This is a genomic window from Streptosporangium sp. NPDC002607 (assembly GCF_053592655.1).
In genome coordinates this window covers 27,469-42,455 of the sequence record NZ_JBSFWD010000067.1, presented here as the reverse complement: position 1 = coordinate 42,455, position 14,987 = coordinate 27,469, and the positions used below count along the sequence as shown (strand labels likewise).

The window sequence follows — 14,987 nt, the reverse complement described above, 5'->3', positions numbered from 1 at the left end:
GCCATGTGTCGCGGCAGGGGCGGAAGGACCGGTGTCCGTGGTGGTCACGGTGCGGGAGGCGGCCGTCCGGTGCCGGGTGTGATCAGCGCGGAAGGATCACTTGACGGTCAGCAGCGGGATGGGCGTGTCGGCTTCGAAGCCCGCCTGCAGTTCCTTCACCGTGGCGACCTGGTCGGCCGGCGGGGCGTCGATCGTGACCTTCGAACCCCAGTCGGTGTAGCGGGTGTCGACGGTCCAGGTCGGCCCACTCGAGAACTGCGTGTACGAGGTCGCCAGTCTCGCGGGGAGCCGGTCGGCGTTCAGGAACAGCTTCCAGTTGATCGTGGTCTTGGCCTGTTCGCCGGAGAGCTTCCCACCATCGTGTGACGCGCGGAACCACGGCGAGACCTTCTGCAGCTCACCGAAAGTGATCTTCCCAGCGTAGGCGGTCGGCTTCTTGACCGTGGCGTGCGCGAGGAGGGTCTTGAGGGTCGCGGGCTCGGCGACGTTGATGAGCTGGCCCATCGAGCCGGTCACGCCGAGCGTGTCCCCCGGGTACCCGAGCCAGGGCTTGTCCTGCGGCAGAAACTGGCCAAAGGCCCCGCCTGAGAGGTACGCCTTTTTCTTGACCCGGACGACTCGTTCGGGCTCGGCCAGTCCGGCGAGCAGCTTGCTGAACTTCTTCTGCTCCTCGGTTTCCTCGGTGCCGCCTTCTCCGGTGCCGAATTCGAAGGCACCCTCATCGAAACGCAGCTGGGTGGTGTGGTCCGACGCGCTGATCCCGGAGGTGCTGAACTGCAATTCACCCTTGCGGTGGCCGGCAATCGTGTTCTTGGAGCTGCCCTGCGTCTTCAGGATGTCGACGTAGGTGACGCCATGGCCGTTTTTGAGCTGACCCTTCAGCGCGGTGATCGGATCGGCGGCCTGTGCGTGCGCGGCCGATGCCAGCGCCGGAGCGCCGAGTACGGCCGTTGCGGCGCACGCCAGTCCGGCGATGTATCGCTTCAAAGGAAAATCCTCCTGACTGACCCCTCCGCCCCGTCGGGGAGGGGATGACACACTCTCGCTGTGCAAGATCACGAAAGGGTAGCGCATTTGGAGGATTGCCTTGAATTAAACGTGCATATTTCGTGCAGAGACGCCTCCCCGGGCGTCGGAAGGCGGTGCGGATATTTGGTTTCCGGTCAATCATGGACCGTCGGATTTGTTTTTTCGCGATTCAGCCGATCGGCAGGACCGCCGGCTCGGGGAAGTCGGCGCCGACCCGGCCGGCGTCGGCGGTGTCCTCGGGAGGCGGCGGAACGAGGGTGACGGACGAGCCCCAGCCGGTGTAGCGGGTGTCCACCACCGTGGTCGTGTACTTGCCGGGACTGCCGCCGAGCGGCTGCCGCCAGGTGGTGCTCAGCCTGCGGACCAGGTTCGAGCGGTCCAGCCAGAGCCTGAAGCCGACCGGGATCCTGGCGCTCCTGCCCTTGGGCGGCCCGGCCAGCCTGTCGCGGAGCGAGGGGGAGGCCTTGTAGAGCGTGCGCAGCGTCACGGCGCCCTGCAGGAACGTGCCCGAGCGCAGCTTCCTGCGCACGGCGGTGTGGGACAGCAGGGTGCCCAGGGTGGCGGGCTCGAAGATGTCAACGATCTGCGGCAGGGCGGCGGTCTGCTTGATGTTCGCCGGGCCGATCAGCCCGAGCCAGGTCTTCCCCTCGGGCAGCCAGGTCTCGTAGCCGGGCCCGGAGAGGTACGCCTCGTTCGGGAAACAGATCACCCGGGTCGAGCCGAGCTGCCGGCCGAGCTGCCGCTCCAGCTCCTTCACGGCCCCTCTGCCCAGCTCGGTCCGTCCCACCGTGTCCGTGCCGTACACCCCGGTCTCGTCGAACTCCACCCGGCCCTTGCGCCAGATGGTGACCACCGCCTTGCCGCCCCGATAGACGCGCCCGACGTCGGAGATCCGCAGCCCCGTGTGCTCGCCGAACTGCTGCCTCAGCCTCGTCACCGGAGACGGCGGCGGTGCCACCCCCGCGACCCCGGCACCCGCCGTTCCCGCCGCCTCCGCCGCCGACATGGGCAGCACCGAACCGGCCAGTACGACCGCGAGCAGAGTGACCCACCGTCTCATCGGATTCCTCCCCAGGAGTCAAGATCCGCCAAGCTAGCCAACCCCCGGCCCGCGGGCTATGGCGCGCACCAACAACTCGCGTCCATGGATTGCGCGAGTTTGAGCCGTACGGCACGCGAAGGCTCCGCGAGACCGCGACGGCGGATTCGAGGGGCCGAGAATCGCGGTGGCGGGAAGGCTCCGGCGAGATGAGGCCGGTTACGCTGCGAGGAGAGCGCGGAGGAGGAGGTCTGGATGGACGCCGTGCCGAGGATTCGCGTCGTCATCGCCAAGCCGGGGCTGGACGGCCATGACAGGGGGGTGAAGATCGTGGCCAGGGCGCTGCGGGACGCCGGGATGGAGGTCGTCTACACGGGCCTGCACCAGACCCCGGAGCAGGTGGTGCGCACCGCGATCCAGGAGGACGCCGCGGCGATCGGGCTGTCCATCCTGTCCGGCGCGCACATGACGCTCTTCGCCAGGGTGCTGGAGCTGCTGAGGGAGAACGACGCGAGTGACATCGTGGTGTTCGGCGGCGGGATCATCCCCGAGGCCGACATGCCCGCGCTCCAGGAGATGGGCGTCGCGCGGATCTTCACCCCGGGCGCCACCACCCAGGAGATCGTCGACTGGGTACGGAGCGCGATCCCCTCGCCCGTCTGACGAGATCCGGCGAGTTCCGACGAGGTTCGGGGCGCCCGCGACCCCTCTCACCGGCAGGTCTTTCCGCGGACGGCCATGCCACACCGGTCTGGCGACAGGTGCCGGACGACGTCCGGTCATGGCGACGCGAACAACATTCGGGATGCGCGATCTGGGACCCGGTTACCTGGCCATGCCATGAGGCGGGCTACGCTTCATTGGCGCAAAACCGCCGCGCTCCCCCTTCGATCGTGGAGCCGGCCCACTCAGATCTATACACCAGTCTATACACCAGCCGGACAAGCAAGGACGGACCCTCGTGGACCTGTTCGAACATCAGGCGAAGGAGCTCTTCGCGGAGTACGGCATCCCGGTGCCGCGCGGTATCGTCGCGCACACCGTGGAGGAGGCACGGGCGGCAGCCGAGCAGCTGACCGGCCGTGTTGTCGTCAAGGCCCAGGTCAAGACCGGTGGCCGCGGCAAGGCCGGTGGCGTGAAGGTGGCTGACGACGCCGCCGACGCCGCAAGCAAGGCCACCGACATCCTCGGCATGGACATCAAGGGCCACACGGTCCACAAGGTCCTGGTCGAGGAGGCCAGCGCGATCGCGGAGGAGTACTACTTCTCCTTCCTGCTCGACCGCGCGAACCGCACGTTCCTCGCCATCTGCTCCGCCGCGGGCGGCATGGAGATCGAAGAGGTCGCGCACACCAACCCCGAGAAGGTGGCGCAGGTTCCGATCTCCCCCCTGGACGGCGTCGACCGGGCCAGGGCCCGCGAGATCGCCCAGGCCGGCGGCCTGCCGGAGGCGTCGCTCGACGGCGCCGCCGACCTCATCGAGAAGCTCTGGTGCGCCTTCGTCGACGAGGACGCCTCGCTCGTCGAGGTCAACCCGATGATCCTGTCCGCGGACGGTCAGGTCAAGGCCCTCGACGGCAAGGTCACCCTCGACGACAACGCGTCCTTCCGCCAGGCGGACCACGAGGCCCTTGAGGACAAGGCCGCCGAGGACCCGCTGGAGGCCGCGGCCAAGGCCAAGGACCTCAACTACGTCAAGCTCGACGGCTCCGTCGGCATCATCGGCAACGGTGCGGGTCTGGTCATGTCGACCCTGGACGTCGTCGCCTACGCCGGCGAGGCCTTCCCCGGCCAGCCCAAGCCCGCCAACTTCCTCGACATCGGCGGCGGCGCCTCGGCCGAGGTGATGGCGGCCGGCCTGGAGATCATCATCTCCGACCCCGCGGTGAAGTCGATCTTCGTCAACGTCTTCGGCGGCATCACCGCCTGTGACGCGGTCGCCAACGGCATCGTCTCGGCCTTCCAGCTGCTGGAGTCCCGCGGCGAGGCCGTGAGCCGCCCGCTGGTCGTCCGGCTGGACGGCAACAACGCCGAACTCGGGCGGCAGATTCTCTCCGACGCCAAGCTTTCCGGCGTCGAACTGGTGGACACCATGGACGATGCGGCCAAGCGCGCCGCCGAGCTCGCCGCGGTAGGTGCGTAATGGCCATCTGGCTGACCGAGAACAGCAAGATCATCGTCCAGGGCATGACCGGCGGTGAGGGCACCAAGCACACCCGCCGCATGCTCGCCTCCGGTGCCCGCGTCGTCGGCGGTGTCAACGCCCGCAAGGCCGGCACCGTCCACGAGGGCCTGCCCGTCTTCGGCACCGTCGCCGAGGCCATGAAGGAGACCGGCGCCGACGTGTCGGTCGTCTTCGTGCCCCCGGCGTTCACCAAGGACGCCGTCAAGGAGGCCATCGACGCCGAGATCCCGCTCTGCGTGGTCATCACCGAGGGTGTCCCGATCCACGACACCACCGAGTTCTGGGCCTACGCGATCGCCAAGGGCGGCAAGACCCGCATCATCGGGCCGAACTGCCCCGGCATCGCCTCGCCCGGCGCCTCCAACGCGGGCATCATCCCGGCCGACATCACCAGCGCCGGCCGCATCGGCCTGGTCTCGAAGTCGGGCACGCTGACCTACCAGCTCATGTACGAGCTGCGTGACATCGGCTTCTCCACCGCGGTGGGCATCGGTGGCGACCCGGTCATCGGCACCACCCACATCGACGCGCTGCAGGCCTTCCAGGACGACCCGGGCACCGACGCGATCGTGATGATCGGCGAGATCGGCGGCGACGCCGAGGAGCGCGCGGCCGCCTACATCGAGCAGCACGTCACCAAGCCGGTCGTCGCCTACGTGGCGGGCTTCACCGCCCCCGAGGGCAAGACCATGGGCCACGCGGGCGCGATCGTGTCCGGTTCGGCCGGCACCGCCCAGGCCAAGAAGGACGCTCTGGAGAAGGTCGGCGTCCGCGTCGGCAAGACCCCGAGCGAGACCGCCCGCCTGATGCGCGAGGTCATCGAGTCCCTCTGACGGGGGTCCGGGACGCGAGTCCCGGGTGAGCGAACGCGGCACGGTCCCGCGCGAGCCGGCGGCGCCCCCGCCGCCGGCACCGCGCGCGGGTTCCGCCGCACCGAGTACGACCGAGGGCGCCCGGCATCCCGCCGGGCGCCCTTCGCCGTCCCGGATGTCACCGATGTCCGGTCGGCTGTCCCGTATCGGTGACATCCGGGACGGCACGGGCGGGATGGCACGGGGAAGACCGCGCGCGGCGCGCGGGGTGTCCCGGACCGGCTTCGCCGGAATACCACAGGCCGCTTCTGTCACGCCGTCCGCGACACGCGGGGCGCGGAAGTCTCTTCCGCACCGAAGATCCTGAGACCATCGACTACTGTGACGGCCCTCTTCGATCAGCTCCGGACGGCTCCCCGTAACGTCCTCAGCCGTATCCCCCTGCCCGGCCTCACGGGTGACGACGACGACGTCCGCCGGCCGCTTCCCGTCTCCGGGATGCTCGCGGCCGCCTGGACGCTCGGCGTGGGCCTGGCGGTGCTCACCACGCTCACCCTGGTCGGCTGGATCGCCGCACCGCGCGGCGCGCTCGGTTCCGGTCTGCCCGCGGTGTTCCGTACCGCCTCGCAGCTCTGGCTGGCCGCGCACCACGCGGGCTTCGCGATCCCCGGCGGCTCGGTGGGCCTGCTCCCGCTCGGACTGACGGTCCTGCCCGCCTTCCTGCTGTACCGCGCCGGGATGTGGATGGCCAGGGACGCGGACCTGCGGCTCCGGCTGCCCGCCCGGCTGCCCAAGAACACTCCCAAGGAGGTGTCCAACGCCCGCCGCAGGGCACAGCTGATCCTGATCGCCCAGGCGGGCATCTCACTGGCGGCGCCGTACGCGCTGCTGGCCGGGATCATCGCGCTGGTCGCCAGGAACGAGATCACCCAGCCCTTCCTCGGTGAAGTGCTGGTCAGCCATCTGGTGCTGGCCTTCATCGCGGGCTCCGTGGCCGTCGCCAGGACGATCGGGCCCTGGCGATCGATGCTGCGCCTGCTGCCCGAGCGGCTGCGCTCGGTGGTGGTCGGCACGTCCGCCGCACTGATGATCATGCTCGTGGCGGGCGCCGTCATGGTGCTCGGGGCCGTCGCGGTCAACTTCGGGCAGGTCGGGGAGCTGTCCGGGATCCTTTCCCCGGGGTTCGTCGGCGGGCTGCTGCTCCTGCTGATCCAGGGGCTCTACCTGCTCAACGCCGTCATCTGGGGCATGGCCTACATCGCGGGACCCGGTTTCGCGGTCGGCACCGGCACGCTGGTCGCGCCGACGGGCGTGCAACTGGGCACGGTGCCGAGCCTGCCGATCCTGGGCGCGCTGCCGGAGGCGGGCCCGACCCCCGCCTGGGTGATGGTCGTGATCGCGGTGCCTTTCCTGGCCGGCGCGGTGGCGGGCGTCCTGGTCGTCCGGATCTCGCCCTCCCCCTCGTACGAGGGAGCACCGCTGTGGGGGTTCGCCTGCGGGCTGGCGACCGGGGCGGTGGCGGGTCTGCTGGCGGCGCTCTCCGGTGGCCCGCTCGGTGGCGCCAGGCTGTCCGCGGTGGGACCGGCGGGGTGGGAGGTGATGCTCTCGGTGACGCTGGAGGTGGGTGTCGCGGCGGGGATCGCCGCCGGGCTGGCCAACTGGTGGCTGATCTTCCGGGGGCACAACGCGGCGGTCACCAAGGCGGCGGCCAGGGTCGGCACGGCCACCGCGCCGGTCCGCAAGGCCGGAGTCAAGATCGCCAAGGCCGCCGGCTCGGTGGCCAGCAAGGTCGGCTTCGCCGAGTCGGAGGAGCTCCGCAAGCTCCCCGGTCACTGGCTGGACGCCACGGAGTGCGACACCCAGCCGATCCCGGTCATCAGGGACGACTGGGAGGACGAGCACGCCTCGGCCGCCGCGGAGAGCTCGCCGAAGGCCCACCGCCCCGAGCCGCCGCGCCCGCCCCGGCGCGACATCGTCGACGAGACCGACGACAAGGGCGGCCATGTGATCTACGTCGACCCCTACGCCTGGGACCGCGACTGAGCGCTGTCGCGGATCACCTGCCCGGCCGTCTCGTCCCAGGCGTGTCGATCAGGCGACCCGCTCAGGGAGGGAAGGGGAACTGCAGCTGGCCGGGCTGGACGAAGGGCATCTTCTTCTCCATGGCCCGCTCAAGCCGCTCCACGCAATCGTTCTGCGCCGAGATGGTGCCCGCTCCCTTACCGCACTCGGTATAGGCGGCCAGCTCGTCGCTGAAGTAGAACTGCATCGCGGTCACCCCGGCCGACACCAGCAGCGCCCCGGCGGAGAGCACGATGCCCGCCACGGCGGTGCCGATGGGTTTAGGGACGGAACGCAGCGCGGGGATCGCACGGATTGAGGTGACAAGGGCGAAAATCGCCATGACGAGTCCCGCGAGGGGGAGCACCAACGTCATCACCACCGCGGTGACCGCGAGCCATAGGGCCCTTCGACCGGCGCTCTCGGTGGACCGTACCTGGACCGGCAGTGTCACCTGACCTCCTTGCATCGTTCGTGCGGACAGGCCGATACCCTTGCAGCGGCGTGAGTCCCCGTCCGAATGGAGTGCGTCGGTGTCATCCCAGGCCGTTCGGCTTGTGGTCCTCGTGTCCGGTTCTGGAACCAACCTACAGGCCCTTCTGGACGCTGTGGCAGACGAGACCTACGGCGCCAGAGTGGTGGCCGTGGGTGCCGATCGCGGCGGTGTCGAGGGGCTGGCACGCGCGCAGCGCGCGGGGGTGCCGACCTTCGTGGAGAGGATGGCCGACCACCCCACCCGCGAGGACTGGGATCGGGCGCTCGCCGCCCGTATCGCGGCGTACCGGCCGGACCTCGTGGTCTGCGCGGGGTTCATGAAGATTCTCGGCAAGCCGACGCTGGAGGCCTTCCCGGTCCTCAACACCCATCCCGCGCTGCTGCCCTCCTTCCCGGGCGCGCACGGTGTGCGCGACGCGCTCTCGTACGGCGTGCGCGTCACCGGCTGCACCGTGATGCTCGCCGACGCGGGTGTCGACACCGGGCCGATCATCGCCCAGGAGGCCGTGCCCGTGCTGGACGACGACGACGAGGCGGCACTGCACGAGCGCATCAAGTCCGTCGAGCGTCATCTGCTCGTCGACACCGTCGGCCGGATGGCCCGCGAGGGCTGGACCGTCATCGGCAGGACTGTTCGATTCGGACGACCCGGTGGATGAGCCGGGCGCCCCGGAGAAACCGGAACCAACCAGGAGGAGCACGAAGTGACCCGCATCGCCATCCGGCGCGCGTTGATCGCGGTGTATGACAAGAGCGGGCTGGAGGAGTTGGCCCGTGGGCTCGACGCCGCGGGTGTGGAGATCGTCTCCACCGGGGGCACCGCCGCGAAGATCACCTCTTTCGGCGTCCCCGTCACTCCCGTCGAGTCGCTGACCGGCTTCCCCGAGTGCCTCGACGGCCGGGTCAAGACGCTGCACCCGCGCGTGCACGCCGGCCTGCTGGCCGACGGCGGCAACCCCTCCCACGTCAAGCAGCTCGAAGAGCTGGAGATCGAGCCGTTCGAGCTGGTGGTGGTCAACCTCTACCCGTTCCAGGAGACCGTGGCCTCCGGCGCCTCCGGCGCCGAGTGCGTGGAGCAGATCGACATCGGCGGTCCCGCGATGATCCGGGCCGGGGCCAAGAACCACGGCACCGCCGCGGTCGTGGTCGACCCGGCCTCCTACGGTGACGTGCTCGCCGCGGTCGCCGCGGGCGGCTTCACCCTCACCGAGCGCCGCCGTCTGGCCGCCGCCGCGTACGCGCACACCGCCTCCTACGACACCGCGGTGGCCACCTGGTTCGCGGACGTCTACGCGGCCGAGGAGGGCGTGTGGCCGGGCTACCTGGGCGCGGCCTGGGAGCTCAAGTCGCCGCTGCGCTACGGCGAGAACCCGCACCAGGGCGCGGCCCTGTACTCCAGCGGGAAAGCCGGCCTGGCGGACGCCGAGCAGCTGCACGGCAAGGAGATGTCCTACAACAACTACCTGGACGCCGACGCCGCCTGGCGGGCGGCGTGGGACTTCGACGGGCCCGCCGTGGCGATCATCAAGCACCAGAACCCGTGCGGCATCGCGGTCGGCGCCGACGTCGCCGAGGCGCACCGCAAGGCACACGCCTGCGACCCCGTCTCCGCGTACGGCGGCGTGATCGCGGTCAACGCGGAGGTGACCGAGGAACTGGCCCGCCAGATCGCCGAGGTGTTCACCGAGGTCGTGGTGGCTCCCTCCTACACGGCCGAGGCGCTGGCGCAGCTCACCGGTAAGAAGAACATCCGGCTGCTGGCCTGCCCGCGGGGGCCGTCCAACCCGCTGGAGTTCCGCCGGATCGACGGCGGCCTGCTGGTGCAGAACGCCGACCGGGTCGACGCCCCGGGCGACGACCCGTCCACCTGGGAACTGAAGGCGGGGCCCGCCGCCTCCGCCGAGGTCCTCGCGGATCTGGCCTTCGCCTGGAGGGCGTGCCGCTCGGTGAAGTCCAACGCGATCCTGCTGGCCGCGGACGGCGCGAGCGTGGGCGTCGGCATGGGCCAGGTCAACCGGGTCGACTCGGCACGGCTCGCGGTCTCCAGGGCGGGCGAGCGCGTTCAGGGGGCCGCGGCGGCCTCCGACGCGTTCTTCCCCTTCGCCGACGGCCTACAGATCCTCATCGACGCGGGAGTGAAGGCGGTCGTGGAGCCGGGTGGCTCGATCAGGGACGAGGAGGTCATCGCCGCGGCCGAGGCGGCGGGAGTGACCCTCTACTTCACCGGCACCCGTCACTTCTTTCACTGATCTCCTCTCCCGGGTGCGGCTGCCGCACAGGTGTGGCAGCCGTACCCGGGAGATAGGAGAGTGGCGAATTAGACAGGATTACTTGGGTGAAAAAGGTTTGACCTGCGATTAGTCTGAAGCGTCCCTTTCGTTCCTGTCGCGGAGACCCCTCATGCCACTGCTCGACCACGCCCTGTACTCCTTTGTGATCATGCAGGATTTCTGGGGTAGCCCATGGATGATGATCATCATCGCGCTCGGTGCGGCCTACCTCGGCGGGCGGGTCGTGGAGTGGATCCCCTTCACCCGCAGGATCATCGAGCGGAGGGAAGCGGAGCGCGATCCGTCCTCGTGAGAGGGTTGGCGGTATGAGTGCGCGGATTCTCGACGGCAAGGCCACAGCGGCAAAGATCAAGGCAGACCTCACGACGCGGGTGACCGCGCTGAAGGAGCAGGGCATCGTCCCCGGGCTCGGCACGGTTCTGGTGGGAGAGGACCCGGGCAGCCAGATCTACGTGGCGGGCAAGCACCGCGACTGCGCGGAGGTCGGCATCTCCTCCCTCCGCAGGGACCTGCCGGAGAACGCCACCCAGGCCGAGGTCGAGGCGGTCGTCGACGAGCTCAACGCCTCCGAGGAGTGCACCGGCTACATCGTCCAGCTCCCGCTGCCCCGTCACCTCGACACGCAGGCGCTGATCGAGCGGATGGACCCGGCGAAGGACGCCGACGGCCTCCACCCGGCCAACCTGGGCCGTCTGGTCCACATGGTCGACGCGCCGCTGCCCTGCACGCCGTACGGCATCGTCGTGCTCCTGCAGGAGTACGGGGTGCCGCTCAAGGGGGCGGAGGTCGTCGTGGTCGGCCGCGGTATCACCGTGGGCCGCTCGCTCGGCCTGCTGCTGACCCGCCGCTCGGAGAACGCCACGGTCACCCTCTGCCACACCGGCACCCAGGACCTCGCGGCCCACACCAGGCGCGCCGACATCGTCGTCGCCGCGGCCGGGGTGCCGCATCTGATCACCGCGGACATGGTGAAGCCGGGCGCCGCCGTGCTGGACGTCGGCGTCTCCCGGGTCGACGGGAAGATCGCCGGTGACATCGCCCCCGGCGTCGAGGAGGTCGCGGGCTTCCTCACCCCCAACCCCGGCGGTGTGGGCCCGATGACCCGGGCCATGCTGCTCACCAACGTGGTCGAGGCCGCGGAGAGGCACGCCCGCGAGCGGGGCTGACCCCGCGGGCAGGCAGGATCCCGCGTACGGGCCGGTCTCATCGGGCCGGTCTCATCGGGCCGGTCTCATCGGGCCGGTCTCATCGGGCCGGTCTCATCGGGCCGGTCTCACGAGGCCGGCTTCGCGGGACAGACCTCATCGAAGAAGTCCCACCGGACAGGCCTCGCCGAGCAGGCCGATATCCCCGGGTGACCGGTCCCAGGACGGGACCGGTCACCCGGGTGCTGCCGGTCTCTCGGGTGGCCCGGCTACGACGCCCTGCGGTTCGCGGCGGTGGCCGCCGGCTGGGACTCCGGGGTACCGGTGGCGCGCTGCGAGGGCACCACGGGGGTGGGCCTCACCAGCCCCAGGGCGACGACCTCGTTCGCCAGCCTGGTGCGCCGGTTGGTCCCCTCGGGGATCCGGAACTTCTGGTAGAGACGCAGGAGGTGCTGCTTGACAGCCGCCTCCGTCACCACCAGGTCGTCGGCGATCTCCCTGGCCGTGGCCGGTGCGACGAACGCCTCGTCCGACAACGCCGGACGGCAGAGCGACGTCAGGACGTCCACCTCCCGCCTGGTCAGCTCCGGTGCCGCGGCGCGGCGGAGCTCGACCTCCGGGGCGAAGTCCTCGCGAGGCACCCCGCCGATCCTGCCTCGTGCCGCGCCGAAGGACACCACGTCACCGTCGTCAAGCACCCTCCGGGCGATCGGTCGGCCGTTGACCCGAGTGCCGTTGCGGGACAGGCCCAGATCAACGACATACAGGTAGGGTCCACGCCGGACGAATTCCGCGTGTAGCCGGGACACACTCGGATCGGTCAGCCGGATGTCCACTCCACGGCCACGTCCGATCGTCGTGATCTCGGGGCGCAACGGGACCACTTCACCGGTGTCCTCGATGCGTATGAACGGCCCCTCCACGGCAGTTCCTCCCCAGGTAGCCCGCCGTAACTATTCCTACAGCTCCGGCTTACCCAAACGAGGTGATGGGGAATCGCCTTTGCCAGAAGGAGAATCATTCCTGAAATTGGCCTGGACCTCTCGGGAGGGTTTCCGCTGCTCACAGGTAGACTTCGGGCACAGATAAGCGGAGGAAACACTCATGGCGGACAAGCCCACCAAAGGTCTCGCCGATGTCGTAGCCGCGTCCACAGCGCTCAGCGACATCGACGGTCAGGCCGGTCGCCTCTTCTATCGTGGCTACGACATCCACGATCTGGCCGGCCGCACCACCTTCGAAGAGACCGCGCACCTGCTGCAGTACGGCACGCTCCCCACCCGGGAACAGCTCTCGGCGTACGAAGAGGAACTGGTTCGAGGGCGTACGCTCGGCACGCTCGTCGAGGCCAACATCTCGGAGATCGCGGAGAGACAGGCCCCGATGGAGGCGCTGCGCACGCTGGTCTCGCTGGCCGGAGGTGATGATCCGGACAAGGAGTCCAACGCCCCCGAGGCGAACCTGCGCAAGGCCGCCAGGTTGACCGCGCAGCAGCCGATCCTCGTCGCCCGCTACCACGCGGCCAGGACCGGTGCCGTCGTCCGTGACCCGGACCCCTCCCTGAGCGTGGCGGCGAACTTCCTCCTCCAGATCACCGGCCGTACCCCCGGTGAGCGTGAGGTCGAGATCTTCGACACCTGCCTGGTCCTGCACGCCGACCACACGATGAACGCCTCCACGTTCGCCGCCCGGGTCTGCGCCGCGACCCTGTCCGACATGCACTCGGCCATCGTGGCGGCCATCGGCACCCTCAAGGGCCCCCTGCACGGCGGCGCCAACGAGCAGGTCATGCGCACCCTGGAGTCGCTCGACGCGGGCGCCGTCGCCCAGTCGGTACGCGAAAGGCTCGCCGCGGGCGAGAAGATCATGGGCTTCGGGCACCGGGTCTACAAGACCGAGGACCCGCGCGCCACGCACCTGCGCCAGATGTCGCGGGAGCTCGGCGAGGCATCCGGTGACGACACGTACTACCGGATGTCGAAGGAGATGGAGGAGGTCGTCTTCGAGACCAAGGGCCTCTATCCGAACGTCGACTTCTACGCGGCGACGGTCTACCACTACCTCGGCATCCCGACGGACCTGTTCACCCCGGTCTTCTCGGTCAGCCGCATGTCAGGATGGACCGCACACGTCATCGAGCAGCATGCCGACAACCGGCTGATCCGCCCGGACAGCGAGTACATCGGCGAGCGGGACCAGAAGTGGAAGCCGATCGCCGAGCGATGAGTCGGAATCAGAGGCGAGAGCGGAGGGTGGGTCGATGAACGCGCGAGCGGCGAACGCGAGCGAGGAACGTTGGGGACCGTATCCGCTGGTGGTGGCCGGTGCGGTCGCCGCGATGGTCTTCGCGGTGCTGCTGGACATGCCCGAGTGGGGCGGTTTCGCCCTCGGTGCCGTCATGACGCTGGGGGCACTGGCCCGGCTGGCCGGAGGCGGGCGGCTCGCCGTGCGCCGCAAGACCACGGACGCCATCACCCTCGCCGTTCTCGGAATCGCCCTGATGGCGGGCGGGCTGATCCTCGAATTCCCGGCTCTCATGCCGATGCGATAGGTCGGACGAGTGGGTACGCCGCAAGGCGGTTGGCCCGGTCCGATAGCCTCAACGGCCAGTGAGCCTCAAAAAGGACTGTCTGGCCAATTTAGTTCAGAAGGGGAACCACACGCATGCCCAAGATCAAGGTAGAGGGCCCCGTCGTCGAGCTTGACGGCGACGAGATGACCCGGATCATCTGGCAGTTCATCAAGGACCAGCTGATCCTTCCCTACCTCGACGTCGACCTGAAGTACTACGACCTCGGGATCGAGCACCGCGACGCCACCGACGACCAGGTGACGATCGACGCCGCCAACGCGATCAAGCAGTACGGAGTCGGCGTCAAGTGCGCCACGATCACTCCTGACGAGGCTCGGGTCGAGGAGTTCGGCCTCAAGAAGATGTGGAAGTCCCCGAACGGGACCATCCGTAACATTCTCGGCGGTGTCATCTTCCGCGAGCCGATCATCATGTCCAACGTGCCGAGGCTCGTCCCCGGCTGGACCAAGCCGATCATCATCGGCCGTCACGCGTTCGGCGACCAGTACCGCGCCACCGACCTGAGGATCCCCGGCGAGGGCACCCTGACCCTCACCTACACGCCCAAGGACGGCTCGGAGCCGATCAAGCTCGACGTCTACGACTTCCCCGGCCCCGGCATCGCGATGGCGATGTACAACCTGGACGACTCGATCCGCGACTTCGCCCGCGCCTCCATGCGGTACGGCCTGTCGCGCGGCTACCCGGTCTACCTCTCCACCAAGAACACGATCCTGAAGGCCTACGACGGCCGCTTCAAGGACATCTTCGCCGAGGTCTTCGAGACCGAGTTCAAGGCCGACTTCGAAGCCGCCGGAATCACCTACGAGCACCGCCTGATCGACGACATGGTCGCCGCGGCGCTCAAGTGGGAGGGCGGATACGTCTGGGCCGCCAAGAACTACGACGGCGACGTCCAGTCCGACACCGTCGCCCAGGGCTTCGGCTCCCTCGGCCTGATGACCTCGGTCCTGCTCACCCCCGACGGCCGGACCGTCGAGGCCGAGGCCGCCCACGGCACGGTGACCCGTCACTACCGTGAGCACCAGAAGGGCAACCCCACCTCCACGAACCCGATCGCCTCGATCTTCGCGTGGACCCGGGGCCTCCAGCACCGCGGCAAGCTCGACAACACCCCCGCGGTGATCGACTTCGCGGACAAGCTGGAGCAGGTCTGCGTCGAGACCGTCGAAGGCGGTCAGATGACCAAGGACCTCGCCCTGCTGGTCGGCGGCGACGCCAAGTGGCTGACCACCCAGGACTTCCTGGCGGCGCTGGACGAGAACCTGAAGAAGAAGATGGTCTGACCGCGTCAGGTCAACCCCCGACCGAGAGGAAAGGGCCGCCCCTACGGCGGC

Annotated in this window: 15 protein-coding genes; 11 read left to right on the top strand and 4 right to left on the bottom strand. The window is 69.3% G+C overall.

The genetic code is table 11. The features are described 5' to 3' along the window. Nucleotides 1–96 precede the first annotated feature (96 nt). Nucleotides 97–1,074, bottom strand: a complete 978-nt coding sequence (locus tag ACWD3H_RS42025; protein ID WP_451958985.1) for a hypothetical protein — start codon at nt 1,072–1,074, stop codon at nt 97–99. 124 nt (nt 1,075–1,198) lie between these two features. Beyond that, nucleotides 1,199–2,089: a hypothetical protein gene (locus tag ACWD3H_RS42020; RefSeq protein ID WP_451958984.1), complete on the bottom strand. Its 891-nt coding sequence runs from the start codon at nt 2,087–2,089 to the stop codon at nt 1,199–1,201. 234 nt (nt 2,090–2,323) lie between these two features. Here ACWD3H_RS42020 and ACWD3H_RS42015 point away from each other — a divergent pair, with 234 nt between their 5' ends. The 4 genes from ACWD3H_RS42015 (at nt 2,324) to ACWD3H_RS42000 (ending at nt 7,108) form a co-directional block, all read left to right on the top strand. Then, nucleotides 2,324–2,731: a cobalamin B12-binding domain-containing protein gene (locus ACWD3H_RS42015; RefSeq protein WP_350956138.1), complete on the top strand. Its 408-nt coding sequence runs from the start codon at nt 2,324–2,326 to the stop codon at nt 2,729–2,731. Nucleotides 2,732–3,029: 298 nt separating this feature from the next. Then, the gene (gene sucC / locus ACWD3H_RS42010) at nt 3,030–4,211 is read left to right on the top strand and encodes an ADP-forming succinate--CoA ligase subunit beta (protein ID WP_355567808.1); all 1,182 of its coding nucleotides are present in this window, start codon (nt 3,030–3,032) and stop codon (nt 4,209–4,211) included. Further along, on the top strand, nt 4,211–5,086 hold the full coding sequence (gene sucD / locus ACWD3H_RS42005) for a succinate--CoA ligase subunit alpha (protein WP_350911591.1): 876 nt from the start codon (nt 4,211–4,213) through the stop codon (nt 5,084–5,086). Before sucC ends, sucD begins: the two co-directional genes overlap by 1 nt. A gap of 360 nt (nt 5,087–5,446) precedes the next feature. Then, a complete protein-coding gene (locus ACWD3H_RS42000; protein WP_386314521.1) occupies nt 5,447–7,108 on the top strand; it encodes a cell division protein PerM in 1,662 nt (553 codons plus the stop codon). A gap of 61 nt (nt 7,109–7,169) precedes the next feature. On the opposite strand, the gene ACWD3H_RS41995 is transcribed toward ACWD3H_RS42000, so the two are convergent. Further along, nucleotides 7,170–7,580, bottom strand: a complete 411-nt coding sequence (locus ACWD3H_RS41995) for a hypothetical protein (protein WP_355567815.1) — start codon at nt 7,578–7,580, stop codon at nt 7,170–7,172. A 79-nt stretch (nt 7,581–7,659) separates the two neighbouring features. Here ACWD3H_RS41995 and purN point away from each other — a divergent pair, with 79 nt between their 5' ends. The 4 genes from purN to ACWD3H_RS41975 all read left to right on the top strand — a co-directional run bounded on the left by purN (nt 7,660) and on the right by ACWD3H_RS41975 (nt 11,078). Further along, nucleotides 7,660–8,280: a phosphoribosylglycinamide formyltransferase gene (gene purN, locus ACWD3H_RS41990; RefSeq protein WP_355567818.1), complete on the top strand. Its 621-nt coding sequence runs from the start codon at nt 7,660–7,662 to the stop codon at nt 8,278–8,280. A 45-nt stretch (nt 8,281–8,325) separates the two neighbouring features. Next, nucleotides 8,326–9,870, top strand: coding sequence for a bifunctional phosphoribosylaminoimidazolecarboxamide formyltransferase/IMP cyclohydrolase (gene purH, locus ACWD3H_RS41985; RefSeq protein ID WP_350911599.1), 1,545 nt, complete (start codon nt 8,326–8,328; stop codon nt 9,868–9,870). 151 nt (nt 9,871–10,021) lie between these two features. Next, the gene (locus ACWD3H_RS41980; RefSeq protein WP_350911601.1) at nt 10,022–10,204 is read left to right on the top strand and encodes a hypothetical protein; all 183 of its coding nucleotides are present in this window, start codon (nt 10,022–10,024) and stop codon (nt 10,202–10,204) included. 13 nt (nt 10,205–10,217) lie between these two features. Beyond that, entirely contained in the window at nt 10,218–11,078 is an 861-nt protein-coding gene (locus ACWD3H_RS41975; RefSeq protein ID WP_451958983.1) for a bifunctional methylenetetrahydrofolate dehydrogenase/methenyltetrahydrofolate cyclohydrolase, read from the top strand. Between the two features lie 248 nt (nt 11,079–11,326). Here the strand turns inward: ACWD3H_RS41975 and ACWD3H_RS41970 are convergent, their stop codons facing one another. Beyond that, nucleotides 11,327–11,980, bottom strand: a complete 654-nt coding sequence (locus ACWD3H_RS41970; protein WP_451958982.1) for an FHA domain-containing protein — start codon at nt 11,978–11,980, stop codon at nt 11,327–11,329. A 181-nt stretch (nt 11,981–12,161) separates the two neighbouring features. Between ACWD3H_RS41970 and ACWD3H_RS41965 the strand changes: the two genes are divergently transcribed. The 3 genes from ACWD3H_RS41965 to ACWD3H_RS41955 all read left to right on the top strand — a co-directional run bounded on the left by ACWD3H_RS41965 (nt 12,162) and on the right by ACWD3H_RS41955 (nt 14,936). Next, complete coding sequence (locus ACWD3H_RS41965) at nt 12,162–13,283, top strand: citrate/2-methylcitrate synthase (RefSeq protein WP_451958981.1); 1,122 nt, start codon at nt 12,162–12,164, stop codon at nt 13,281–13,283. Between the two features lie 34 nt (nt 13,284–13,317). After that, a complete protein-coding gene (locus tag ACWD3H_RS41960; protein WP_451958980.1) occupies nt 13,318–13,608 on the top strand; it encodes a DUF3017 domain-containing protein in 291 nt (96 codons plus the stop codon). Between the two features lie 113 nt (nt 13,609–13,721). Next, nucleotides 13,722–14,936 (top strand): NADP-dependent isocitrate dehydrogenase, encoded by a 1,215-nt coding sequence (locus tag ACWD3H_RS41955; protein WP_451958979.1) that lies wholly within the window; start codon nt 13,722–13,724, stop codon nt 14,934–14,936. The last annotated feature ends 51 nt before the right edge of the window (nt 14,937–14,987 follow it).